Annotated in this window: 18 protein-coding genes; 12 read left to right on the forward strand and 6 right to left on the reverse strand. The window is 60.2% G+C overall.

Translation table 11 applies throughout. From position 1 onward, the window contains the following. Positions 1–3 precede the first annotated feature (3 nt). The 9 genes from AC13RC_RS00465 to visR all read left to right on the forward strand — a co-directional run bounded on the left by AC13RC_RS00465 (position 4) and on the right by visR (position 7,635). Complete coding sequence (locus AC13RC_RS00465; RefSeq protein WP_113332068.1) at positions 4–471, forward strand: chemotaxis protein CheW; 468 nt, start codon at positions 4–6, stop codon at positions 469–471. Further along, positions 468–1,376: a protein-glutamate O-methyltransferase CheR gene (cheR, locus tag AC13RC_RS00470; protein WP_113332069.1), complete on the forward strand. Its 909-nt coding sequence runs from the start codon at positions 468–470 to the stop codon at positions 1,374–1,376. The genes AC13RC_RS00465 and cheR overlap by 4 nt, the downstream gene beginning before the upstream one ends. Then, positions 1,373–2,416 carry a protein-glutamate O-methylesterase CheB gene (gene cheB, locus AC13RC_RS00475; RefSeq protein WP_488556192.1) on the forward strand — a complete coding sequence of 348 codons (1,044 nt, stop codon included), beginning with the start codon at positions 1,373–1,375 and terminating at the stop codon, positions 2,414–2,416. The genes cheR and cheB overlap by 4 nt, the downstream gene beginning before the upstream one ends. Next, complete coding sequence (locus tag AC13RC_RS00480) at positions 2,416–2,805, forward strand: response regulator (protein ID WP_095433933.1); 390 nt, start codon at positions 2,416–2,418, stop codon at positions 2,803–2,805. The genes cheB and AC13RC_RS00480 overlap by 1 nt, the downstream gene beginning before the upstream one ends. Next, positions 2,802–3,356, forward strand: a complete 555-nt coding sequence (gene cheD / locus AC13RC_RS00485) for a chemoreceptor glutamine deamidase CheD (protein WP_095433934.1) — start codon at positions 2,802–2,804, stop codon at positions 3,354–3,356. Before AC13RC_RS00480 ends, cheD begins: the two co-directional genes overlap by 4 nt. Positions 3,357–3,372: 16 nt before the next feature. After that, a complete protein-coding gene (cheT, locus tag AC13RC_RS00490) occupies positions 3,373–3,774 on the forward strand; it encodes a chemotaxis protein CheT (RefSeq protein WP_113332071.1) in 402 nt (133 codons plus the stop codon). 168 nt (positions 3,775–3,942) lie between these two features. Then, the gene (gene fliF / locus AC13RC_RS00495; RefSeq protein ID WP_113332072.1) at positions 3,943–5,619 is read left to right on the forward strand and encodes a flagellar basal-body MS-ring/collar protein FliF; all 1,677 of its coding nucleotides are present in this window, start codon (positions 3,943–3,945) and stop codon (positions 5,617–5,619) included. Positions 5,620–6,139: 520 nt separating this feature from the next. Further along, a complete protein-coding gene (visN, locus tag AC13RC_RS00500) occupies positions 6,140–6,877 on the forward strand; it encodes a transcriptional regulator VisN (RefSeq protein WP_113332073.1) in 738 nt (245 codons plus the stop codon). 11 nt (positions 6,878–6,888) lie between these two features. Further along, entirely contained in the window at positions 6,889–7,635 is a 747-nt protein-coding gene (gene visR / locus AC13RC_RS00505; protein ID WP_371864866.1) for a transcriptional regulator VisR, read from the forward strand. A 143-nt stretch (positions 7,636–7,778) separates the two neighbouring features. Here the strand turns inward: visR and AC13RC_RS00510 are convergent, their stop codons facing one another. The 6 genes from AC13RC_RS00510 to motA form a co-directional block, all read right to left on the reverse strand. Continuing rightward, positions 7,779–8,219, reverse strand: coding sequence for a hypothetical protein (locus AC13RC_RS00510; RefSeq protein ID WP_488556193.1), 441 nt, complete (start codon positions 8,217–8,219; stop codon positions 7,779–7,781). Between the two features lie 5 nt (positions 8,220–8,224). After that, the gene (gene flhB / locus AC13RC_RS00515) at positions 8,225–9,304 is read right to left on the reverse strand and encodes a flagellar biosynthesis protein FlhB (protein ID WP_113332074.1); all 1,080 of its coding nucleotides are present in this window, start codon (positions 9,302–9,304) and stop codon (positions 8,225–8,227) included. Positions 9,305–9,397: 93 nt separating this feature from the next. After that, on the reverse strand, positions 9,398–10,441 hold the full coding sequence (fliG, locus tag AC13RC_RS00520; protein WP_113332075.1) for a flagellar motor switch protein FliG: 1,044 nt from the start codon (positions 10,439–10,441) through the stop codon (positions 9,398–9,400). Positions 10,442–10,491: 50 nt separating this feature from the next. Continuing rightward, positions 10,492–11,022 (reverse strand): flagellar motor switch protein FliN, encoded by a 531-nt coding sequence (gene fliN, locus AC13RC_RS00525; RefSeq protein WP_113332076.1) that lies wholly within the window; start codon positions 11,020–11,022, stop codon positions 10,492–10,494. A gap of 63 nt (positions 11,023–11,085) precedes the next feature. Then, positions 11,086–12,033, reverse strand: coding sequence for a FliM/FliN family flagellar motor switch protein (locus AC13RC_RS00530; protein WP_488556731.1), 948 nt, complete (start codon positions 12,031–12,033; stop codon positions 11,086–11,088). 2 nt (positions 12,034–12,035) lie between these two features. Next, entirely contained in the window at positions 12,036–12,908 is an 873-nt protein-coding gene (motA, locus tag AC13RC_RS00535) for a flagellar motor stator protein MotA (RefSeq protein WP_069611305.1), read from the reverse strand. Positions 12,909–13,131: 223 nt separating this feature from the next. Between motA and flgF the strand changes: the two genes are divergently transcribed. The 3 genes from flgF to AC13RC_RS00550 all read left to right on the forward strand — a co-directional run bounded on the left by flgF (position 13,132) and on the right by AC13RC_RS00550 (position 15,895). Then, on the forward strand, positions 13,132–13,866 hold the full coding sequence (gene flgF, locus AC13RC_RS00540) for a flagellar basal-body rod protein FlgF (protein WP_113332078.1): 735 nt from the start codon (positions 13,132–13,134) through the stop codon (positions 13,864–13,866). A gap of 12 nt (positions 13,867–13,878) precedes the next feature. Further along, positions 13,879–15,264 (forward strand): flagellar protein export ATPase FliI, encoded by a 1,386-nt coding sequence (gene fliI, locus AC13RC_RS00545; protein WP_145633335.1) that lies wholly within the window; start codon positions 13,879–13,881, stop codon positions 15,262–15,264. 85 nt (positions 15,265–15,349) lie between these two features. After that, a complete protein-coding gene (locus AC13RC_RS00550; protein WP_113351210.1) occupies positions 15,350–15,895 on the forward strand; it encodes a flagellar protein in 546 nt (181 codons plus the stop codon). Positions 15,896–15,898: the final 3 nt, after the last annotated feature.

Genomic DNA, 15,898 nt, shown 5'->3' on the forward strand with positions numbered 1-15,898 from the left:
TTGATGTCCTATGCCGTCAAGAGCCTGAGCCAGGGCAATCGCGAGCTGATCGCCTTCCGCATCGGCGACCAGGAATTCTGCGTCGACATCATGTCGGTTCGTGAAATCCGCGGCTGGACCCCGGCAACGGCCATGCCGCATGCGCCCGGTTACATGCTCGGCGTCATCAACCTGCGCGGCGCCGTGCTGCCAATCATCGATCTCTCCGCCCGGCTCGGCATGAAGCGTGCGGAACCGACGGCTCGGCATGTGATCATCGTCGCGCAAGTGAAGCGCAAGGTGGTCGGTCTTCTTGTTGACGCCGTATCGGACATTCTGACGATCACCGACGACAGCATCCAGCCAACGCCGGAAGTCTCCTCCGATCACGAGCGGCAGTTTGCCCGCGGCATCGTGGCGATCGACCGCCGCATGATCTGTCTGATCGAACTGGAAGCCCTGTTCCCTGAAAGCGAAAGCGAGGCTGCATGAGCGTGATGGGAGCAATGGATTTCAAGGCGTCTCCCGATGAGGTGCTGGCGAGCGGCGAATATCCGCTGACGCGCCGCGACCTCTCGGAAATCGCCGCCATGATCTATTCGGATGCGGGCATTTCTCTCAATGAGAGCAAGGCATCGCTCGTCTATTCCAGGCTGTCGAAGCATATCCGCGCGCTGGGGCTCTCCGGCTTCCGCGACTACTGCCAGCTGGTGTCTTCGCCTGCGGGAAGTGCGGCGCGTCGCGAGATGCTGTCGCATCTGACGACCAATTTCACCCGCTTCTTCCGCGAAAACCATCATTTCGATCATCTGCGCGACGAGGTTCTGCCGGGTCTCCTGGCGCGCGCCAAGGCTGGCGGCCGGGTGCGCATCTGGTCGGCCGCCTGTTCTGACGGGCAGGAGCCTTACTCGATCGCGCTGACGGTGCTTGCCTTGATGCCGAATGTCGCCGATTTCGATTTCAAGATCCTGGCAACGGATATCGACCCCAAGATCCTCGGGCTTGCCCGCGCTGGTGCCTATGACGAGTCTTCTCTCGAAACGGTTTCTCCGGCCATGCGCAAGCAGTGGTTCCAGGAAGTCAATGTCCAGGGCCGCCGCAAATTCCAGATCGACGATCGCGTCAAGCGGCTCATTACCTTCAACGAGCTGAACCTGCTCGGGCAATGGCCCTTCAAGGGCCTGTTCGACGTCATCTTCTGCCGCAACGTCGTCATCTACTTCGACGAGCCGACGCAGACGAAGATCTGGACGCGCTTTGCCGGCCAGCTGCAGGATGCCGGCCATCTCTATATCGGCCACTCCGAGCGGGTCGCCGGCGAGGCCAAGCACGTCTTCGACAATATCGGCATCACCACCTATCGCTATCTCGGTAAGACCGCGGGGAGGAAACCATGAATTCTCCTGCTCGTGTTCTCGTGGTCGATGACTCCCCGACGATGCGCGGCCTGATCACCGCCGTCCTGCGTGCCGATCCAGAGGTCGATGTCATCGGCCAGGCCGGCGATGCGATGGAAGCGCGCGCCGCCATCAAGGCGCTCAATCCGGATGTCGTCACGCTCGATATCGAGATGCCGAACATGAACGGCCTCGAATTCCTGGAAAAGATCATGACGCTCAGGCCCATGCCCGTCATCATGGTTTCCACGATGACCCATCGCGGCGCTGACGCGACGCTTGCCGCTCTCGAAATCGGTGCGTTCGATTGCGTCGGAAAGCCTTCGCCTGGCGAGCCGCATCCTTTCGGCGATTTGGCAGAGAAGGTAAAGGCGGCTGCCCGCTCTCAACGTCAATATGTGAAGCCCGCCGCCCAGCGCGCGCAGCCGCCGGCTGTCGCGGATTTCCGTGTGGGCCGCAAGATCGTCGCGATCGGTTCCTCCACCGGCGGCGTCGAGGCGCTGATCAACGTCTTGCAGAAGTTCCCGGCCAATTGTCCGCCGACGGTCATCACGCAGCATATGCCGCCGACCTTTACGCGCAGCTTCGCCGAGCGCCTGAACCGCCTCTGCGCCCCGGTCGTCCAGGAGGCGACCGATGGTGCGCGGCTCGAAATCGGCAAGATCTATCTGGCGCCGGGCGGCGAAAGGCACCTCAGGGTCGCCAATTCCGCGGCACCCCATTGCCGTCTGGTGGACGGCGGGCCGGTGAACGGCCATCGCCCTTCCGTCGACGTGCTTTTTGATTCGGTTGCCGAACTGGCAGGCCGCAATGCCGTCGGCGTGATCCTGACCGGCATGGGGCGCGACGGCGCCGCCGGTCTCCTCAAGATGCGCCATGCCGGCGCGCGCACCATCGGGCAGAACGAGAAGACCTGCGTGGTCTACGGTATGCCGAGGGTCGCCCACGAGCTTGGTGCAGTCGAACAGCAGTTTCCGCTGAACGCCATTGGCGAGGAAATTTTGAAAGCCACAGCCGCCCGAAAGGAAGGGAGCGAATAATGTCTCTAGCGGAGAAAATCAAAGTTCTGATCGTTGACGATCAGGTCACCAGCCGCCTGCTGCTGAGCGATGCGCTGACGCAGCTCGGATTCAAGCAGATCACGGCTGCCGGCGACGGTGAGCAGGGGATGAAGATCATGCAGCAGCAGCCGCATCATCTCGTCATCTCCGATTTCAACATGCCGAAGATGGACGGGCTCGGCCTCCTGCAGGCGGTGCGCACCAACCCGACGACCAAGAAGGCGGCCTTCATCATCCTGACGGCGCAGGGCGACCGTGCGCTGGTTCAGAAGGCGGCGCAGCTCGGTGCCAACAACGTGCTCGCCAAGCCCTTTACCATCGAAAAGATGAAAGCTGCCATCGAGGCCGTCTTCGGAGCTCTAAAATGATCGTCGAAGGTGCTGCCCGCCGCGTGCATATTATTCAGGGCGAGTACAAGGTCATCAGCGATCCCGAAGTGGTACTGACGACCATTCTCGGCTCTTGCGTGGCGGCTTGCCTGCGCGATCCCATCGCTGGCGTTGGCGGGATGAACCATTTCCTTCTTCCGGGAATGGCGAACTCGCCGATGAGCGGCGGCGATGCGACGCGTTACGGCGTGCACCTGATGGAACTTCTGATCAACGGCCTCCTGAAGAAGGGCGCAAGGCGTGACCGGCTCGAGGCGAAAGTCTTCGGTGGCGCCAAGACGATCGCGACCTTCTCCAATGTCGGCGAGCAGAACGCGGTCTTTGCCATGCAATTTCTGAAAGACGAAGGCATCCCGGTCGTCAGCTCCAGCACGGGCGGCGAACACGGGCGCAAGATCGAATATTGGCCAATCTCCGGAAGGGCCAGGCAATATCCGCTGACCGGCGCCGAGACGCAGAAGACCGTGGCGCTGGAGCAGCGTCCGGTCATTGCTCCGAAGCCGGTCGACAACACGATCGAATTTTTCTGATCAACGAGGCAAGCGCATGACCCCCTTCCAGCGCGTTGAGACGGCCGCCATCGAGGAGACGCTTCCAGCTATCCTCTTGCGCATCGTTTCCGAATTGCATGACATCGCCTATCTGATCGAACGCATCGAGCCCCAGCTGCTTGACATCAGCGACGCCAATATACTGGCCTCGCCGGAGGCCATGAAGGTCGTCCAGGGTATTGATCTCGCCGTGCAGAAGACGCGCGGCATCGCCGAATTCATCGATACCATTGCTGGCACCATGCCCGAGGGCTGGACGGTGGATCTCGCGACGGCGCTGAGCCTGGTCAAGCTGACGGAGATGCAAAAGGCGCTCGGCGGCGGCGGTTTTCACGCGCATTCGCAGACCATGGCCCAACCCATGGCGAAGGCTGCCGGCGATTTCGATTTCTTCTGACTGCGTCGTCAGCAATAGATACTGTTTTTCTTATATAATCTCCTGCATTTCTTCCCGGCTTTTTCCTGGGCTCTTCTGGCCGGACGAAACGTTCGCACAAGTTTCGATTTCTATTTTCGCCGCATAGCACAAAGCCATCAGGTCTTTGACGAATCGTGCGAGAACAGAATGAATCTGTTAAATCAATTAGTTCCCCTGCTTCGGAATCTTCAGAATCTCGGGAGAACGCGGCTGATGATCCTGGGGGGCGTGGGCGCCGTGTCCATGCTGCTGATCCTTTTTGCAGCCCTCTATGTCAATAAGCCCGCACAGGAGACATTGTATGTCGGCCTGGATGCGACGGATCTCAACCAGATCAGCATCGCGCTCGCGGAAGCCAAGATCAATTTCCAGGTCGGTACGGATGGCTCCAGCCTGACCGTTCCGGCGGGCATGACCGGCAAGGCCCGCGCGCTTCTTGCTGAACGCGGCCTGCCCACCAGCGGCAAGGCCGGCTATGAGCTCTTCGACAATGTCGGTTCGCTCGGTCTGACCTCCTTCATGCAGGAAGTCACCCGCGTCCGTGCCCTCGAGGGCGAAATCAGCCGCACCATCACCTCGATCGCCGGTATCAGCGCCGCCCGCGTCCATATCGTCATGCAGGATGTCGGCAATTTCCGGAAGGCGGATCAGAAGCCGACGGCATCCGTCATGATCCGCGCGAGTGCGGAAGCTGCCCGCAAATCGGCTTCGGCTATCCGCCACCTCGTCGCGTCAGCCGTTCCCGGCCTGGAGGTCGATGATGTAACGATCCTCGACTCCACGGGCCAGTTGCTCGCATCGGGCGACGATCCCGGCAACGGCGCTCTCAGCCGCAATCTCGGCATCGTGCAGAACGTGCAGAGCGAAGTCGAATCCAACATCGATAAGGCCTTGGCGCCCTTCCTCGGCATGGATAATTTCCGCTCCAGTGTGACGGCACAGCTGAATACCGACAGCCAGCAGGTGCAGGAAACCACATACGATCCGGACTCGAAGGTCGAACGCTCCGTCCGCACCGTGAAGGAAGCGCAGAAGTCGCAGCAGAGCCAGCCCGACAGCGCCGCGACCGTGGAGCAGAATATTCCGCAGGCGGCCCCGCAATCCGGCGGCAACACGCCGACGTCGAACGATCAGTCCGACAAGCGCGAGGAGCAGACCAACTACGAAATCAACAGCAAGACGACGGCCACGACCCGCACCAGCTACAAGATCGAAAAACTGTCCGTCGCCGTGGTGGTCAATAAGGGCCGCATCGCGCAAATGGTCGGCCAGGGCGCTGATCAGGCCAAGATCGACGCCTATATTGCGGAAATGCAGAAGATCGTCGCCACCGCTGCAGGCGTTGATCCGGCCCGCGGCGACATCGTTACCGTCAATGCCATGGACTTCCTCGACAACCAGCTGCTTGAAGACACATCCTCCAGCTTCAGCATTACCGATATGTTGAGCCGCAACATGGCCGGCATCATCAACTCGCTGGCCTTCGTCGCGGTCGCCTTCCTGATCGTCTGGATGGGCTTCCGTCCGCTGATCCGCTCGCTCGGCGGCTCGTCCAGCAGCACCGCGCTTCCGGAAGCAGCGGGCCTGGAATTGCCGGATTTCGCGCCGGCGGTCGGCGGCCCCGGCGCGGCACTGATGGACGGCTTCGGCTCGGACTTCGGCTTCGACAGCACCGACGACCTGCTGACGATGGGCGACGATGGCGGAACCTTCAACCGCCGCGTCAAGGAAGGGCCGGAGCGCCGCCTGTCCCGTATGGTGGAAATCAGCGAAGAACGCGCTGCAAAGATCCTCAGGAAATGGGCCGTCGACCAGGCCGCCTGACAAAAGGACCGGGAAATTCCCGGTCCTTTTTCTATCCAGGGGATGACATTTGAACTTGCATCATTGTCGATGCCACCTGTGATCAATTAGTCGCGGCTAGCCGAATTGACGTGTTCGTAAGATGGAATTTCAATGGATATACGGTTGCTGGGTATAAAGAATCGACTTACAAATACTGTATCTATTGCGTAACAACTGTGTATTCCGAGCGAATCGACCATCGTTTTCCGCGTTTCGCATGTTTTAAGTTTGTAGATTCCGGAGCGGGAAATTAGCTCATGATTCGTAGATCGTGCTTGCGGCAGTGCGCGCCGGTGCGATTGCGGGTGTCGAATTCAGGGATGAGACATGCGCCCATCCATCCGTCTCCGCCGGAAGTGTTGGGTCGCGGTAGAGAAAGGTCCGGCTTCGATGCCTCGTCGAGATTCGCTGCCGATTCTCTGAGGTGAAGCGATTGGGTTCTGACGGAACAATGCTCTCGTTGACGGCCGATCGTCCAACAGCGGCAGGAAATGCAAGTATGGACATGCAGATATCGCAGATGAGCAAAGGCGATAGGGATGCGCGATCGATCGCGTCCGCCGGAGCTATGTCGCGCGAGCAGCTCATTCTGCAGCTGAATGCCGTTTCAGGCCCTGCCTATCTTCAAGCCGGCCTTCACGCCTTGGCGAGCTACGCCGGCGCCTCCCATTATCTTCTTGTCAGGTCCGATCTCATCCAGGAAAGCGGGCTCGACTTCGTGATTTCCTCCGATTGGCCCTTCGATCTCGTCCGGCGTCTGGCAACGGAGCTGACAAGCGGTTATGGCCGCATCGGCGAGCTTGAAAAGTGCATGGCGCTGTTTCAGCCAAGCCTGGCGCTGCTTCCCGATGATGTCTCGCTGCCTGACGGTGTGGGCCGGCAATATCATGCCTTGACGTTCAATGTCGGTCGCACCCGCTTCTCCCTGCTGCTGCTGGCGAGCGAAGCGGCGGTGCTTCTGCCCGAGCGGTTGAGGGATGTCGGCCTCCTGGCCGGCTATCTCGCCAGTTCCACGCGTTGCTTCGAGGGCAAGCTGGAGCGCGATTTCGATCTGACCGAGCGCGAGCTGGAATGCCTGTTCTGGATCGCCGAAGGCAAGACGAGCGATGAGATCGCGATGATCCTCGGGATCTCGCGCAATACCATTAACAACTATATTACCAGCGTCATGCGCAAGACCGCCACCAAGACCCGCTCGGAGGCTATCGCCTTTGCAGTGCGCAATAATCTCGTTTAAGGGCCGACCGGATGCGCTATCAGCCAGACAGGACGACGGATATGCCGGGCGAATCACGGCTTACCCGTTCCGGGCGGATCTCCGGCCGCTCCGATCTGTTCCCGAAGCTGGTGTCGATGCAAAAGTTGATCGACGCGCAGCATTTTGCCGTTTATCGCCTGCACGGCTCCGGCCTGCCGCATAAGCAGCGCCTGGTATGCGAACTCGATAATTGGGGCTCGGCCAACTCCGTCGTCGGCAAATCCTTTGTGGAGGCCTATGGCGAAGCGCTGATCGAGCATATCGACAAATCGCTGCTGCCGCTGATGTGGAACGGGCGCGACAGCGACAGCACCGCAGAGACGCCGGATTTTGCCGTCTTCACGCAGCGCCTGAAGCCGCATCTCCTGCCTTTTGCCGGCGCCGCCTTTCCCGTGCGGCTCGGCGCCGTCGGCAACGGCTACACCGTCTTTACGGCCAAGTTCATGGATCTCTCGAGCGATATGATCGTCGAGCTGCACGGCCGCAGTTGCCAGATCATGATGCAGCTCCTGTCGCTGGATGAGCGCCGTTCACAGGCGGCCGAAGCGCTGAGCGAGCGCGAAATCGCCTGCCTGCAACTTGCCGGCGACGGGCGCATCAGCGAAGAGATTGCCGACAAGCTTGGATTGTCGGTGCATACCGTCAACGCTTATCTCGGATCGGCGACGATCAAGCTCGACAGCGTCAACCGCATCCAGGCCATCGCGAAGGCGATCCGCTTCGGCTACATAAGCTGAGATAGCGGCGCCTTGGGGCACTGCCGCAAGACGAAATCACCTGCGACACCTTGCTGAACAAATGAATTGAGCGGCGTTCCGGTTTCTGCCGGATGCACGCCGCTCTCGCGAATCACTTTGCCGATTTTTGAAAAAGGAATTCCTCAGAATGCGTGTGCAGCCTCGCCGCGGACGACGTAACGCGCGTCCCTTAGGCTGCGGGCGAGCAGCGCCGTGTTCTCGTCGGGATCGACGGAGGCCTTGTCGAAGGCAATGTGGTTGATCTCGATGCCCGCATGGTGCTCCGCCAGCGAAAGCTTGGCATAGATGGTAACGCCCCGCGGCTTGATCTCCAGATCGAGCGTCACTTCCGCCGGCCCGCTCCAATCGAGCTTGTAGTCGCCGCCGAGCCCGAAATTGACCGTGCCGGGAAGAAAATAGAGCTCTGCGGCCGAGGCGACGAGGTCAGCGAGGTTGCCATATCGTTCGAAGCGCAGCAGCGAGATCAGATCGGCGGCATCGAGGAGGCGCAGCTCGCTTGCGACCGGGCTGATGGCTTCGGCTAGTATTTGTTCACGCTGGGCAGAGTAGGGGCATTTTTTCATTTGGTTTATCGTACCCGTTTTCTATTCGACTGCGCGGCATAGATCCGATGGATGAGTTCTGCGACAGCCTTGTAAAATACTGACGGTATGACGCTATCAACCGAGACTTGCGCAAACATGGAGCGCGCGAGCGGCGGGTCTTCGAAAACGGGAATATTGTTGGCCTCGGCTATCTCCCTGATTTTCAGAGCAATCAGGTCCTGGCCTTTGGCGACGACGACAGGGGCGTCGTTTTCCTCGCGCACATAGCGAAGTGCGACGGCGAAGTGAGTCGGGTTGGCGATGACGAGGGTGGCGCGCGGCACCTGCTTCATCATGCGGCGGCGGGCGCGGTCGCGCGCGATCGAGCGCTGGCGAGACTTGACGATCGGGTCACCCTGCGACTGCTTGTGCTCGTCCTTGACCTCCTGCTTCGTCATCTTCAATTGGTCGAACCAGTGATGCCGGCTCCACAACAGGTCGGCAACACCGACGACGACGGTCGCCATCAGCACGATGATCAGGATGCGCTGAACGATCGTCGACAGACGCACGAAGATGGTCTGCGGGTCGGACACCATCGAATCCATCGCATGGAAGTACTGGCTGCGCAGCACGAAAAACATGACGATGCTGACCAGCACGATTTTTGCGAGGGATTTGCCGAATTCCACCATGCCGGTCGCGCTGAAGATGCGCGTGAAGCCTTTCGCCGGCGATATGCGCGAAAACTGTGGCCTGATTCGTTCGAGAACGGGGGTAGGCAGGTTCTGGAAGATCGAGGCGCCGATCCCGAAGACGAAGAAGAGCACGACCGCCGGCAGCACCATGTTGCCGACTTCCCAGCCTATGCGCGTAAACAGCGAGATGGCGTCTGGGCCCGTCTCCAGCTGCCATTGATCCGGCTTTTCGAAGAGATCGCGCAGAACCTCGCCCATGCGGCCCATGCGTTCGGGGAGAAAGAAGGTGACGTAGATGACGGTCGCGAGCATGGAAGCAAAGAGCGTTGCTTCCCTGGAGTGAGGGACATTGCCCTTCTCGATCGTATCGCGGAGTTTTTTCTCCGTCGGTTTTTCTGTTTTACTGTCCTTGTCTTCGTCAGCCAAAGCAGCCGCCCTCTGCGAAACGGAAAGAGGCCGCGCATCATGCGCGGCCCATAGCTTGTCAGTCTATGATGTTTTAGCTGAGTCGCGCCGCGTTTACGCCGCTTCTTCCACAGGCGTATTTTCCTTGGTCTTGAGCTCGATCTGGCCGGAATTGGCCAGACGAATGGCTTCCTGGGCGATGGCACGCCGGGCAATCGCGATTTCGCGCGGATTGATGCCGGCATTGCCCATCTGCAGGTCGGATTCGATCATGCGGCGCTGACGCGGGCTGATCGAGGACAGCACGATCTCGCGGATCTCGTTGCTGGATCCCCGCAGCGCCATCGTCAGGATGTCGGCGGCGATGTCGTTGAGCAGCAGGACGCGGCTCGGCTGCGGCATACGGGTGAGATCGTCGAAGAGGAAGATCTTCGGGCGAACCTTCTCGACCGATTCCTTGTTGATCGATTCCAGCGAACTCAGCAGCGTATCGACTACCGGCTTGTCGAGTTCGTTCATCAGATCGGCAACCTTCGTGGAACCGGACGCGTTGCGTTCGGCGTCGATCTCAGCCATCAGCCCGAGAACGCGGTTTTCGATGATCTGGGCAGCCTTGGGGCTGACGTCCTTGATATTGACGGTGCGATTCATGATGTCGGCGCGCTGGGCTTCGGGGAGCTGCAGCAGGATCTTCGCGCCGAAGGCCGAAGGCATCATGGAAAGCACATAGGCAATCGTCTGAGGATGCTCGCGCAGGAAGAACTTGGCGACGAAGACCGGATCGGCCTCGCCCAGGCGATCCCAGATGGATGTCTCGTAGGCCTGGAACGCCGTGCGGCGGCCAAGCAGGCTGTCGACCTCATCCGGTGTCAGGCCCTCTTCGAGAATGCTCTCGATGGCCTTGGCGTTGTCCATGAGGCCGGCGCCCTCGGTGAAAAGGTCTTCGAATTCAGCCACAAGCTGTGCCAGCTCGTCCGGTGGAATAACCCGCAGTGATTGCGCCGAAGCGATGATCATCTGCAGCTCGGCCTGCGTGAAGTATTTCAGCAGCCGTCCTGCCACTTGCTTGCCCATGGCGAGAAGGACGGCGGCTGCTTTTTCAGTCTGAGATAACGGTTTCTCGGCGATCGCGCCGCTGAAATCGTCAAAGTCCATCATGGTCTTCGTCTCCGTCCCGCCAGGGGGAGTGGGCTCATCATGAGCCGGGTTCAGCTTTTCTTCGCGTTATAAATTTCAGTGAGCTTGATGCCGAATCTGGTGTCGTCATGTTCCAGAACGGTAATCTCGCCCCGGCCGATCTTGCGGCCGTTCACGGTAATTTCGACTGGTTCGCCGATCTTCTTGTCGAGTGCGATGATTGCGCCCTCGGCCAGGTTCATCAGGCCGGACACCGGCATGCGGCTGCTCCCGAGCACGATCTGGACGTCGATCGGGATATCCATGATCAGGTCCATATTCGCAGTGAGCGCGCTGCCGGGGGCAGCCGGTGCCGCAGACACGCCGCCGAACTCGCCGTCATCGAAGGCTGGAGCGGAGTTGTCGTCCCCGAAATCGCCGAAGGTGGAGAGATCCGTGCCTGTTTGCGCGCCGAATGCGTCGGCCTCGAAATCGGGCAGACCGCCTTCATTGTCTTTCTTCAGGACGCCGCGCAGACCATCGATGGCCTCATCCAAGGCGGCGTCGCTGTTTGAAATCTCCAGCGATTCCTCGCTGCTTTGCTGTGTCGTCTTCGTAGCCATGAAATCACTATTCCAGTTGAAACTTGCCTCAAGCTGCCGTGTGCGGGGCCACGCGCCAGCCGATCAATTCATCAAGTGTCTGAGAAGCTCGTCGTCGGAATTGACGTTGTCCTTGACGCGCACCGTATAATTTTCGCCAGAGCGGCCGAATTCGCAGATGTAAAGGTCTTTGCTGTTGGCGCTGACTTCGACGCGGACATCGCCCGTGTCCATGAAAGGAATGATATCGCCAACCGCAAGCTTGGAAATGGTGTCGAGCGTCAGCGATTCGAGCCGAATTCGCGCCTCAAGCGTCACCTGCGAGCGGCGGACCTGCTCGCTGAGCTGCTCCGACCATGCCTGGGAAGCGGCGGTCGGGTTCTTGGCGCGAGGCGTGCTGACGACGGTGCGCAGCAGATCCCGTTGCGGTACGATGATGACGATATGGGAAATCGATTTGCCGAGCGAGATCGTCATCGTGATCGCAGCGGCAAAGTCGTTACCGTTGTCACCGATGGCAACCGGGCGATCCTCGATATTGTAGGGCGGATCGAGGTAGGGCTCGAAACCGCCGGCAGCATTCACCGCCGAGCGAAGCACTTTGGCGATCTTTTCGAACACCATGACGGAAAGATCGAGTTCGATCACCGAAAGCGGGCGCGCGACCGGCGCTTCCATATCTTCGGCGCGCGCGCCAAGCATATGCTCCATCAGCGTCATGATGAAGCCGGCGCCGCAGCCGAGGATGAAGTTCGGGGCCCAGTTGCGCAGCGAACCGTTGACCAGTGCGTGGTTGCCGCCCAGCTTGGCGATCAGCTCGTTCATCGAGCCAGACTGGCAGCCGGCATAGGCGACGTTGATATCCAGGCCTGTCTCGGTCTTGATGATGTCGGGCAGGAATTCGGCATAAACCTGGGCGAAGGCGGTGCCGAGTTTCGCAAGTGTTGCCTGATCGCCGAGATTGCCGGTGAGCTTGGCAAAAAGGGTGCGGTCCATCGTCTGTGCCCTATGCGCGGATTGCTGGCTCATGATCGTCAGGCTGCCTTGCTTTCACCGCCGGGGTTCATCATTTCCTGCTCGACGGCGTCGATCGAGGGGCGCTCATAGGAAGAGATGGTCTTGCGGCCGTATTCGAGTGCGACCTGCGGCACCGATCCGTTCATGTAGGCAAGCAGCGTCTGCTTCACGATGACGTAGAGGCGATGCTGCTTGTTGCGCACGACTTTGATCTGGGAAACCAGCGGTGCGCAGACGGAATAGGACAGGATGATGCCGAGGAAGGTGCCGACCAGCGCCGAGCCGATGAGGTGGCCGAGCACTTCCGGTGATTCGTTGATGTGGCTCATCGCCTTGATGACGCCGAGAACGGCGGCGACGATACCGATCGCCGGGAAGGAATCGCCCATGATCGTGATCGAATGATAGGGCTTCATCTTGTCGTGCTGCATCGTGTCGAGCTCTTCGTCCATCAGCGCCTCGATCTCGTGCGAGCGGGCGTTGCCGATGATGATGAGGCGGACATAGTCGCAGATGAAGGCGGTCAGATCCTTGTTCTTCAGAACCGTCGGAGCGGCCTTGAAGATCGTCGATTCGTCGGGATTGTCGATATGGGCTTCGATCTCATTGCGCGACTTGGTGCGCAGATCGCGCATCAGGGCATAGAGCACGCCGAGCGTGTCGAGGTAGTCGCGCTCCTTGGGAACCGCATGGCGGAAGGCCTCTCCGAGCGCCTTGCCCGAATCCTTCACTACCTTCATCGGATTGGCCATGATGAAGCCGCCGAGACCGGCGCCTGCGATAATGACAAATTCGAAGGGCTGGAACAGCGCGCCTACGTCTCCGCCCATAGCCATGAAGCTGCCTATGATGCAGCCGCAGGTCACTACAAATCCGATAATAATATTCATCGTCGGTCCACACCTGAACGTTGCTTCATACGATGAACTAGGGGACCTGCCTTGCGTGAGGCTGTTCGATGGGTCTCCGAACATCCTTTTTGCCTTGTCAGCTTCGCACAAGCCAAGCCCTGCAGGATGGCGGGTAAGGGCATCCATGCCCCGCTAACGAAATGTAGGAGCGCCGGCGGCGTTTCCTTTCCCGTTATTCTCCAATGTCCGGAGGGCGTTGAAAATGCAGTCTGGTATTTATGTCGCGCTGTCGTCCCAGATGGCGCTCGAGCGGCGTCTGACGACGATCGCCGACAATTTGGCCAACGTGAATACGACGGGCTTCCGTGGTACCGAGGTCAAGTTCGATCAGGTCCTCAGCAACACGCAAAACAAGCTCAACGCCAAGGTCGCCTTCGTCTCGCAAGGCAACGACTATCTCTCCACTGACAATGGCGAACTTCAGAACACCGGCAATCTCTTTGATTTCGCTGTCAAGGGCGATGCCTATTTCGGCATGAACACGCCGGCCGGCCTGGTGCTGACACGCGACGGCCGCTTCACCATGACTGAAAGCGGCGCGCTGGTTTCGACGCGCGGCTTCCCGGTCCTCGATCCCGGCGGTGCGCCGATCCAGCTCGACCCCGCCGGCGGTCCGCCGAGCGTCGCGTCGAACGGGACCATCATGCAGAACGGCCGCAGCATGGGCCAGATCGGTCTCTATAGTGCCGATGTCAGCAAGGGCTTCCTGCGCTATGAAAACAGCGGCATCCTGCCGACCGATGCGCCACAGGCGGTCATCGACCGCTCGAACATCGGCATCGCCCAGGGCTATCTCGAAAATTCCAACGTCAACGGCATGCGGGAAATGACCAATCTGATCGAGGTCAGCCGCGCCTTCGACAATATCAGCACGCTCACCAGCAGCAGTGAAGGCACGCTCACCGATGCCATCAAGACCCTCGGCGGCAGCCAGTAAAGAGGGCTTGTCATGGTCGAGGATCGGTTGCCGGAGGGCGCAATATCGCCGAAGCTTTCGCATATGGCCCTTCTGGCGGGCCAATATGCGATGGCGGAGAATGCCGTGGCCCATGGTGGTCATGTGCGCACCATCGCTGCCGGACACTATACGGTTGCCGGCCTTTCCAGGCAGGTGCGTCTCGGCGATTTCGTTGCGCATCGGTCGCAGACGGGCATCCACCTCGGCGAGGTCGTCCGCGTCGAACCGGATCTCACCTATGTCTGTCCGATCGAACCCGGCGAGCCGATCGGCATCCAGGATACCATCATCCGCAAGGGCGCCTTCCGTATCGCACCCGATGACAGCTGGTGCGGCCGCACGATCAACTCGCTCGGCGAGCCGATCGATGGGTTGGGGCCGCTGACAACGGGTCTGGAAGCACGCCCAATCTCCAATACGGCTCCGCCTTCGATGACGCGAAAGCGCGTCGAAACCGGCTTCAAGACCGGCGTGCGTGCCATCGATATCTTCTCGCCGCTCTGCCTGGGACAACGCCTCGGCATCTTTGCCGGCTCCGGCGTCGGCAAGTCGACGCTGCTGTCGATGCTGGCGAGGGCCGAAGCCTTCGACAAGGTGGTGATTGCGCTCGTCGGCGAACGCGGCCGCGAAGTGCGTGAGTTTATCGAGGATACGCTCGGTTCCCACATGCAGAAGTCGGTCGCCGTCGTTGCGACCAGCGACGAGAGCCCGATGCTGCGCAAGATGGCGCCGCTTTCGGCCATCACAATCGCCGAACATTTCCGCGACAAGGGCGACAACGTTCTCCTGATCGTCGACAGCGTCACCCGTTTCGCCCATGCCATCCGCGAAGTGGCCACTGCCTCCGGCGAGCCGCCGATCGCACGCGGATATCCAGCGTCCGTCTTCACCGAATTGCCGCGCCTTCTCGAGCGGGCAGGCCCCGGACCGGAAGGCACCGGCACCATCACCGCGATCATCTCCATCCTCGTCGATGGCGACAACCACAACGATCCGATCGCCGATTCCACCCGCGGCATTCTCGACGGTCACATCGTCCTGCAGCGCAGCCTTGCCGAAGAAGGGCGTTACCCGCCGATCGATCCATTGGCATCCGTATCGCGTCTTGCCCGCAAGGCCTGGACTTCCGATCAGGAAAAACTGGTGTCCCGCCTGAAGGCGCTGGTGCACCGCTACGAGGAGACGCGCGATCTGCGCCTGATCGGCGGCTATCGCCAGGGCAGCGACGCCGATCTCGACATCGCCGTGCGTCAGGTACCGATCATCTACGACATACTGAAGCAGACCCCGGGTGAAGAGCCGTCGGTGGATGCCTTCACCGATCTTGCGACGGCTCTCAGAAACGCTTCGAGCGGTGTCCCCGCCAGAGCCAAGTGATGGTTGGGCACAGCACTACCTCGATTTTTCCTTGTCCGCAATCTGCCGGATATCGCCGAATGTCATGCCTAAAAAGGGACCAGAAGTGAAAGAATCCGACGCTGACGAACCGGTCGCCCCGCCGAAATCGGCGAGAAGGCGAACCGTTACGGACAAGGCTCTGGCCTTTACTGGACTGGCGCTTGCCGGTGCCTCTGCCTTCTTCCCCTGGTACGTCTTTCTGAACCCGGACAAATTCGGCATTCAGGTGGCCGAAGGCGATCGCACCCGCGATCTTCCGAACTGGCCTGGCCGCACCATCGTCAGCGTGTCGCCGCTCGCCATGGTGAACAAGAATCCCTCCGAGCCGAAAGATTTGATTCCCGATCCGCTGACGACGGCGACGGTCAGCAATGCCGGCCGTGAGGACGACAAGGGGCCGCCGGCCGATCAGCAGCCGTTCCCTGGCAAGTCCGCCTTCCAGCTGCTGCATGTCGCCAATGGCCGCGCGCTGATCGAGGACGACACCGGCATGTATGTCGTGCGCGTCGGATCGCTTTTGCCCGACAACAGCCGGTTGGCCTCGATCGAACAGCGAGAGGGAAAATGGGTCATCGTCACCTCGACGGGCGATGTCTACGGCAACAATTGAGGA

It is taken from the genome of Martinezella sp. CNPSo 3890 (assembly GCF_057784455.1).

What these genes read in the sequence shown, in the direction of transcription:
- visR (WP_371864866.1), top strand. Translation starts at nt 6,889, where the DNA reads ATGCGCTATCAGCCAGACAGGACGACGGATATGCCGGGCGAATCACGG.
- fliN (WP_113332076.1), bottom strand. Translation starts at nt 11,022, where the DNA reads ATGGCTACGAAGACGACACAGCAAAGCAGCGAGGAATCGCTGGAGATT.
- fliF (WP_113332072.1), top strand. Translation starts at nt 3,943, where the DNA reads ATGAATCTGTTAAATCAATTAGTTCCCCTGCTTCGGAATCTTCAGAAT.
- fliI (WP_145633335.1), top strand. Translation starts at nt 13,879, where the DNA reads ATGGTCGAGGATCGGTTGCCGGAGGGCGCAATATCGCCGAAGCTTTCG.
- cheT (WP_113332071.1), top strand. Translation starts at nt 3,373, where the DNA reads ATGACCCCCTTCCAGCGCGTTGAGACGGCCGCCATCGAGGAGACGCTT.
- flgF (WP_113332078.1), top strand. Translation starts at nt 13,132, where the DNA reads ATGCAGTCTGGTATTTATGTCGCGCTGTCGTCCCAGATGGCGCTCGAG.
- cheR (WP_113332069.1), top strand. Translation starts at nt 468, where the DNA reads ATGAGCGTGATGGGAGCAATGGATTTCAAGGCGTCTCCCGATGAGGTG.
- AC13RC_RS00465 (WP_113332068.1), top strand. Translation starts at nt 4, where the DNA reads ATGTCCTATGCCGTCAAGAGCCTGAGCCAGGGCAATCGCGAGCTGATC.
- cheD (WP_095433934.1), top strand. Translation starts at nt 2,802, where the DNA reads ATGATCGTCGAAGGTGCTGCCCGCCGCGTGCATATTATTCAGGGCGAG.
- motA (WP_069611305.1), bottom strand. Translation starts at nt 12,908, where the DNA reads ATGAATATTATTATCGGATTTGTAGTGACCTGCGGCTGCATCATAGGC.
- AC13RC_RS00480 (WP_095433933.1), top strand. Translation starts at nt 2,416, where the DNA reads ATGTCTCTAGCGGAGAAAATCAAAGTTCTGATCGTTGACGATCAGGTC.
- fliG (WP_113332075.1), bottom strand. Translation starts at nt 10,441, where the DNA reads ATGATGGACTTTGACGATTTCAGCGGCGCGATCGCCGAGAAACCGTTA.
- AC13RC_RS00510 (WP_488556193.1), bottom strand. Translation starts at nt 8,219, where the DNA reads ATGAAAAAATGCCCCTACTCTGCCCAGCGTGAACAAATACTAGCCGAA.
- visN (WP_113332073.1), top strand. Translation starts at nt 6,140, where the DNA reads ATGGACATGCAGATATCGCAGATGAGCAAAGGCGATAGGGATGCGCGA.
- cheB (WP_488556192.1), top strand. Translation starts at nt 1,373, where the DNA reads ATGAATTCTCCTGCTCGTGTTCTCGTGGTCGATGACTCCCCGACGATG.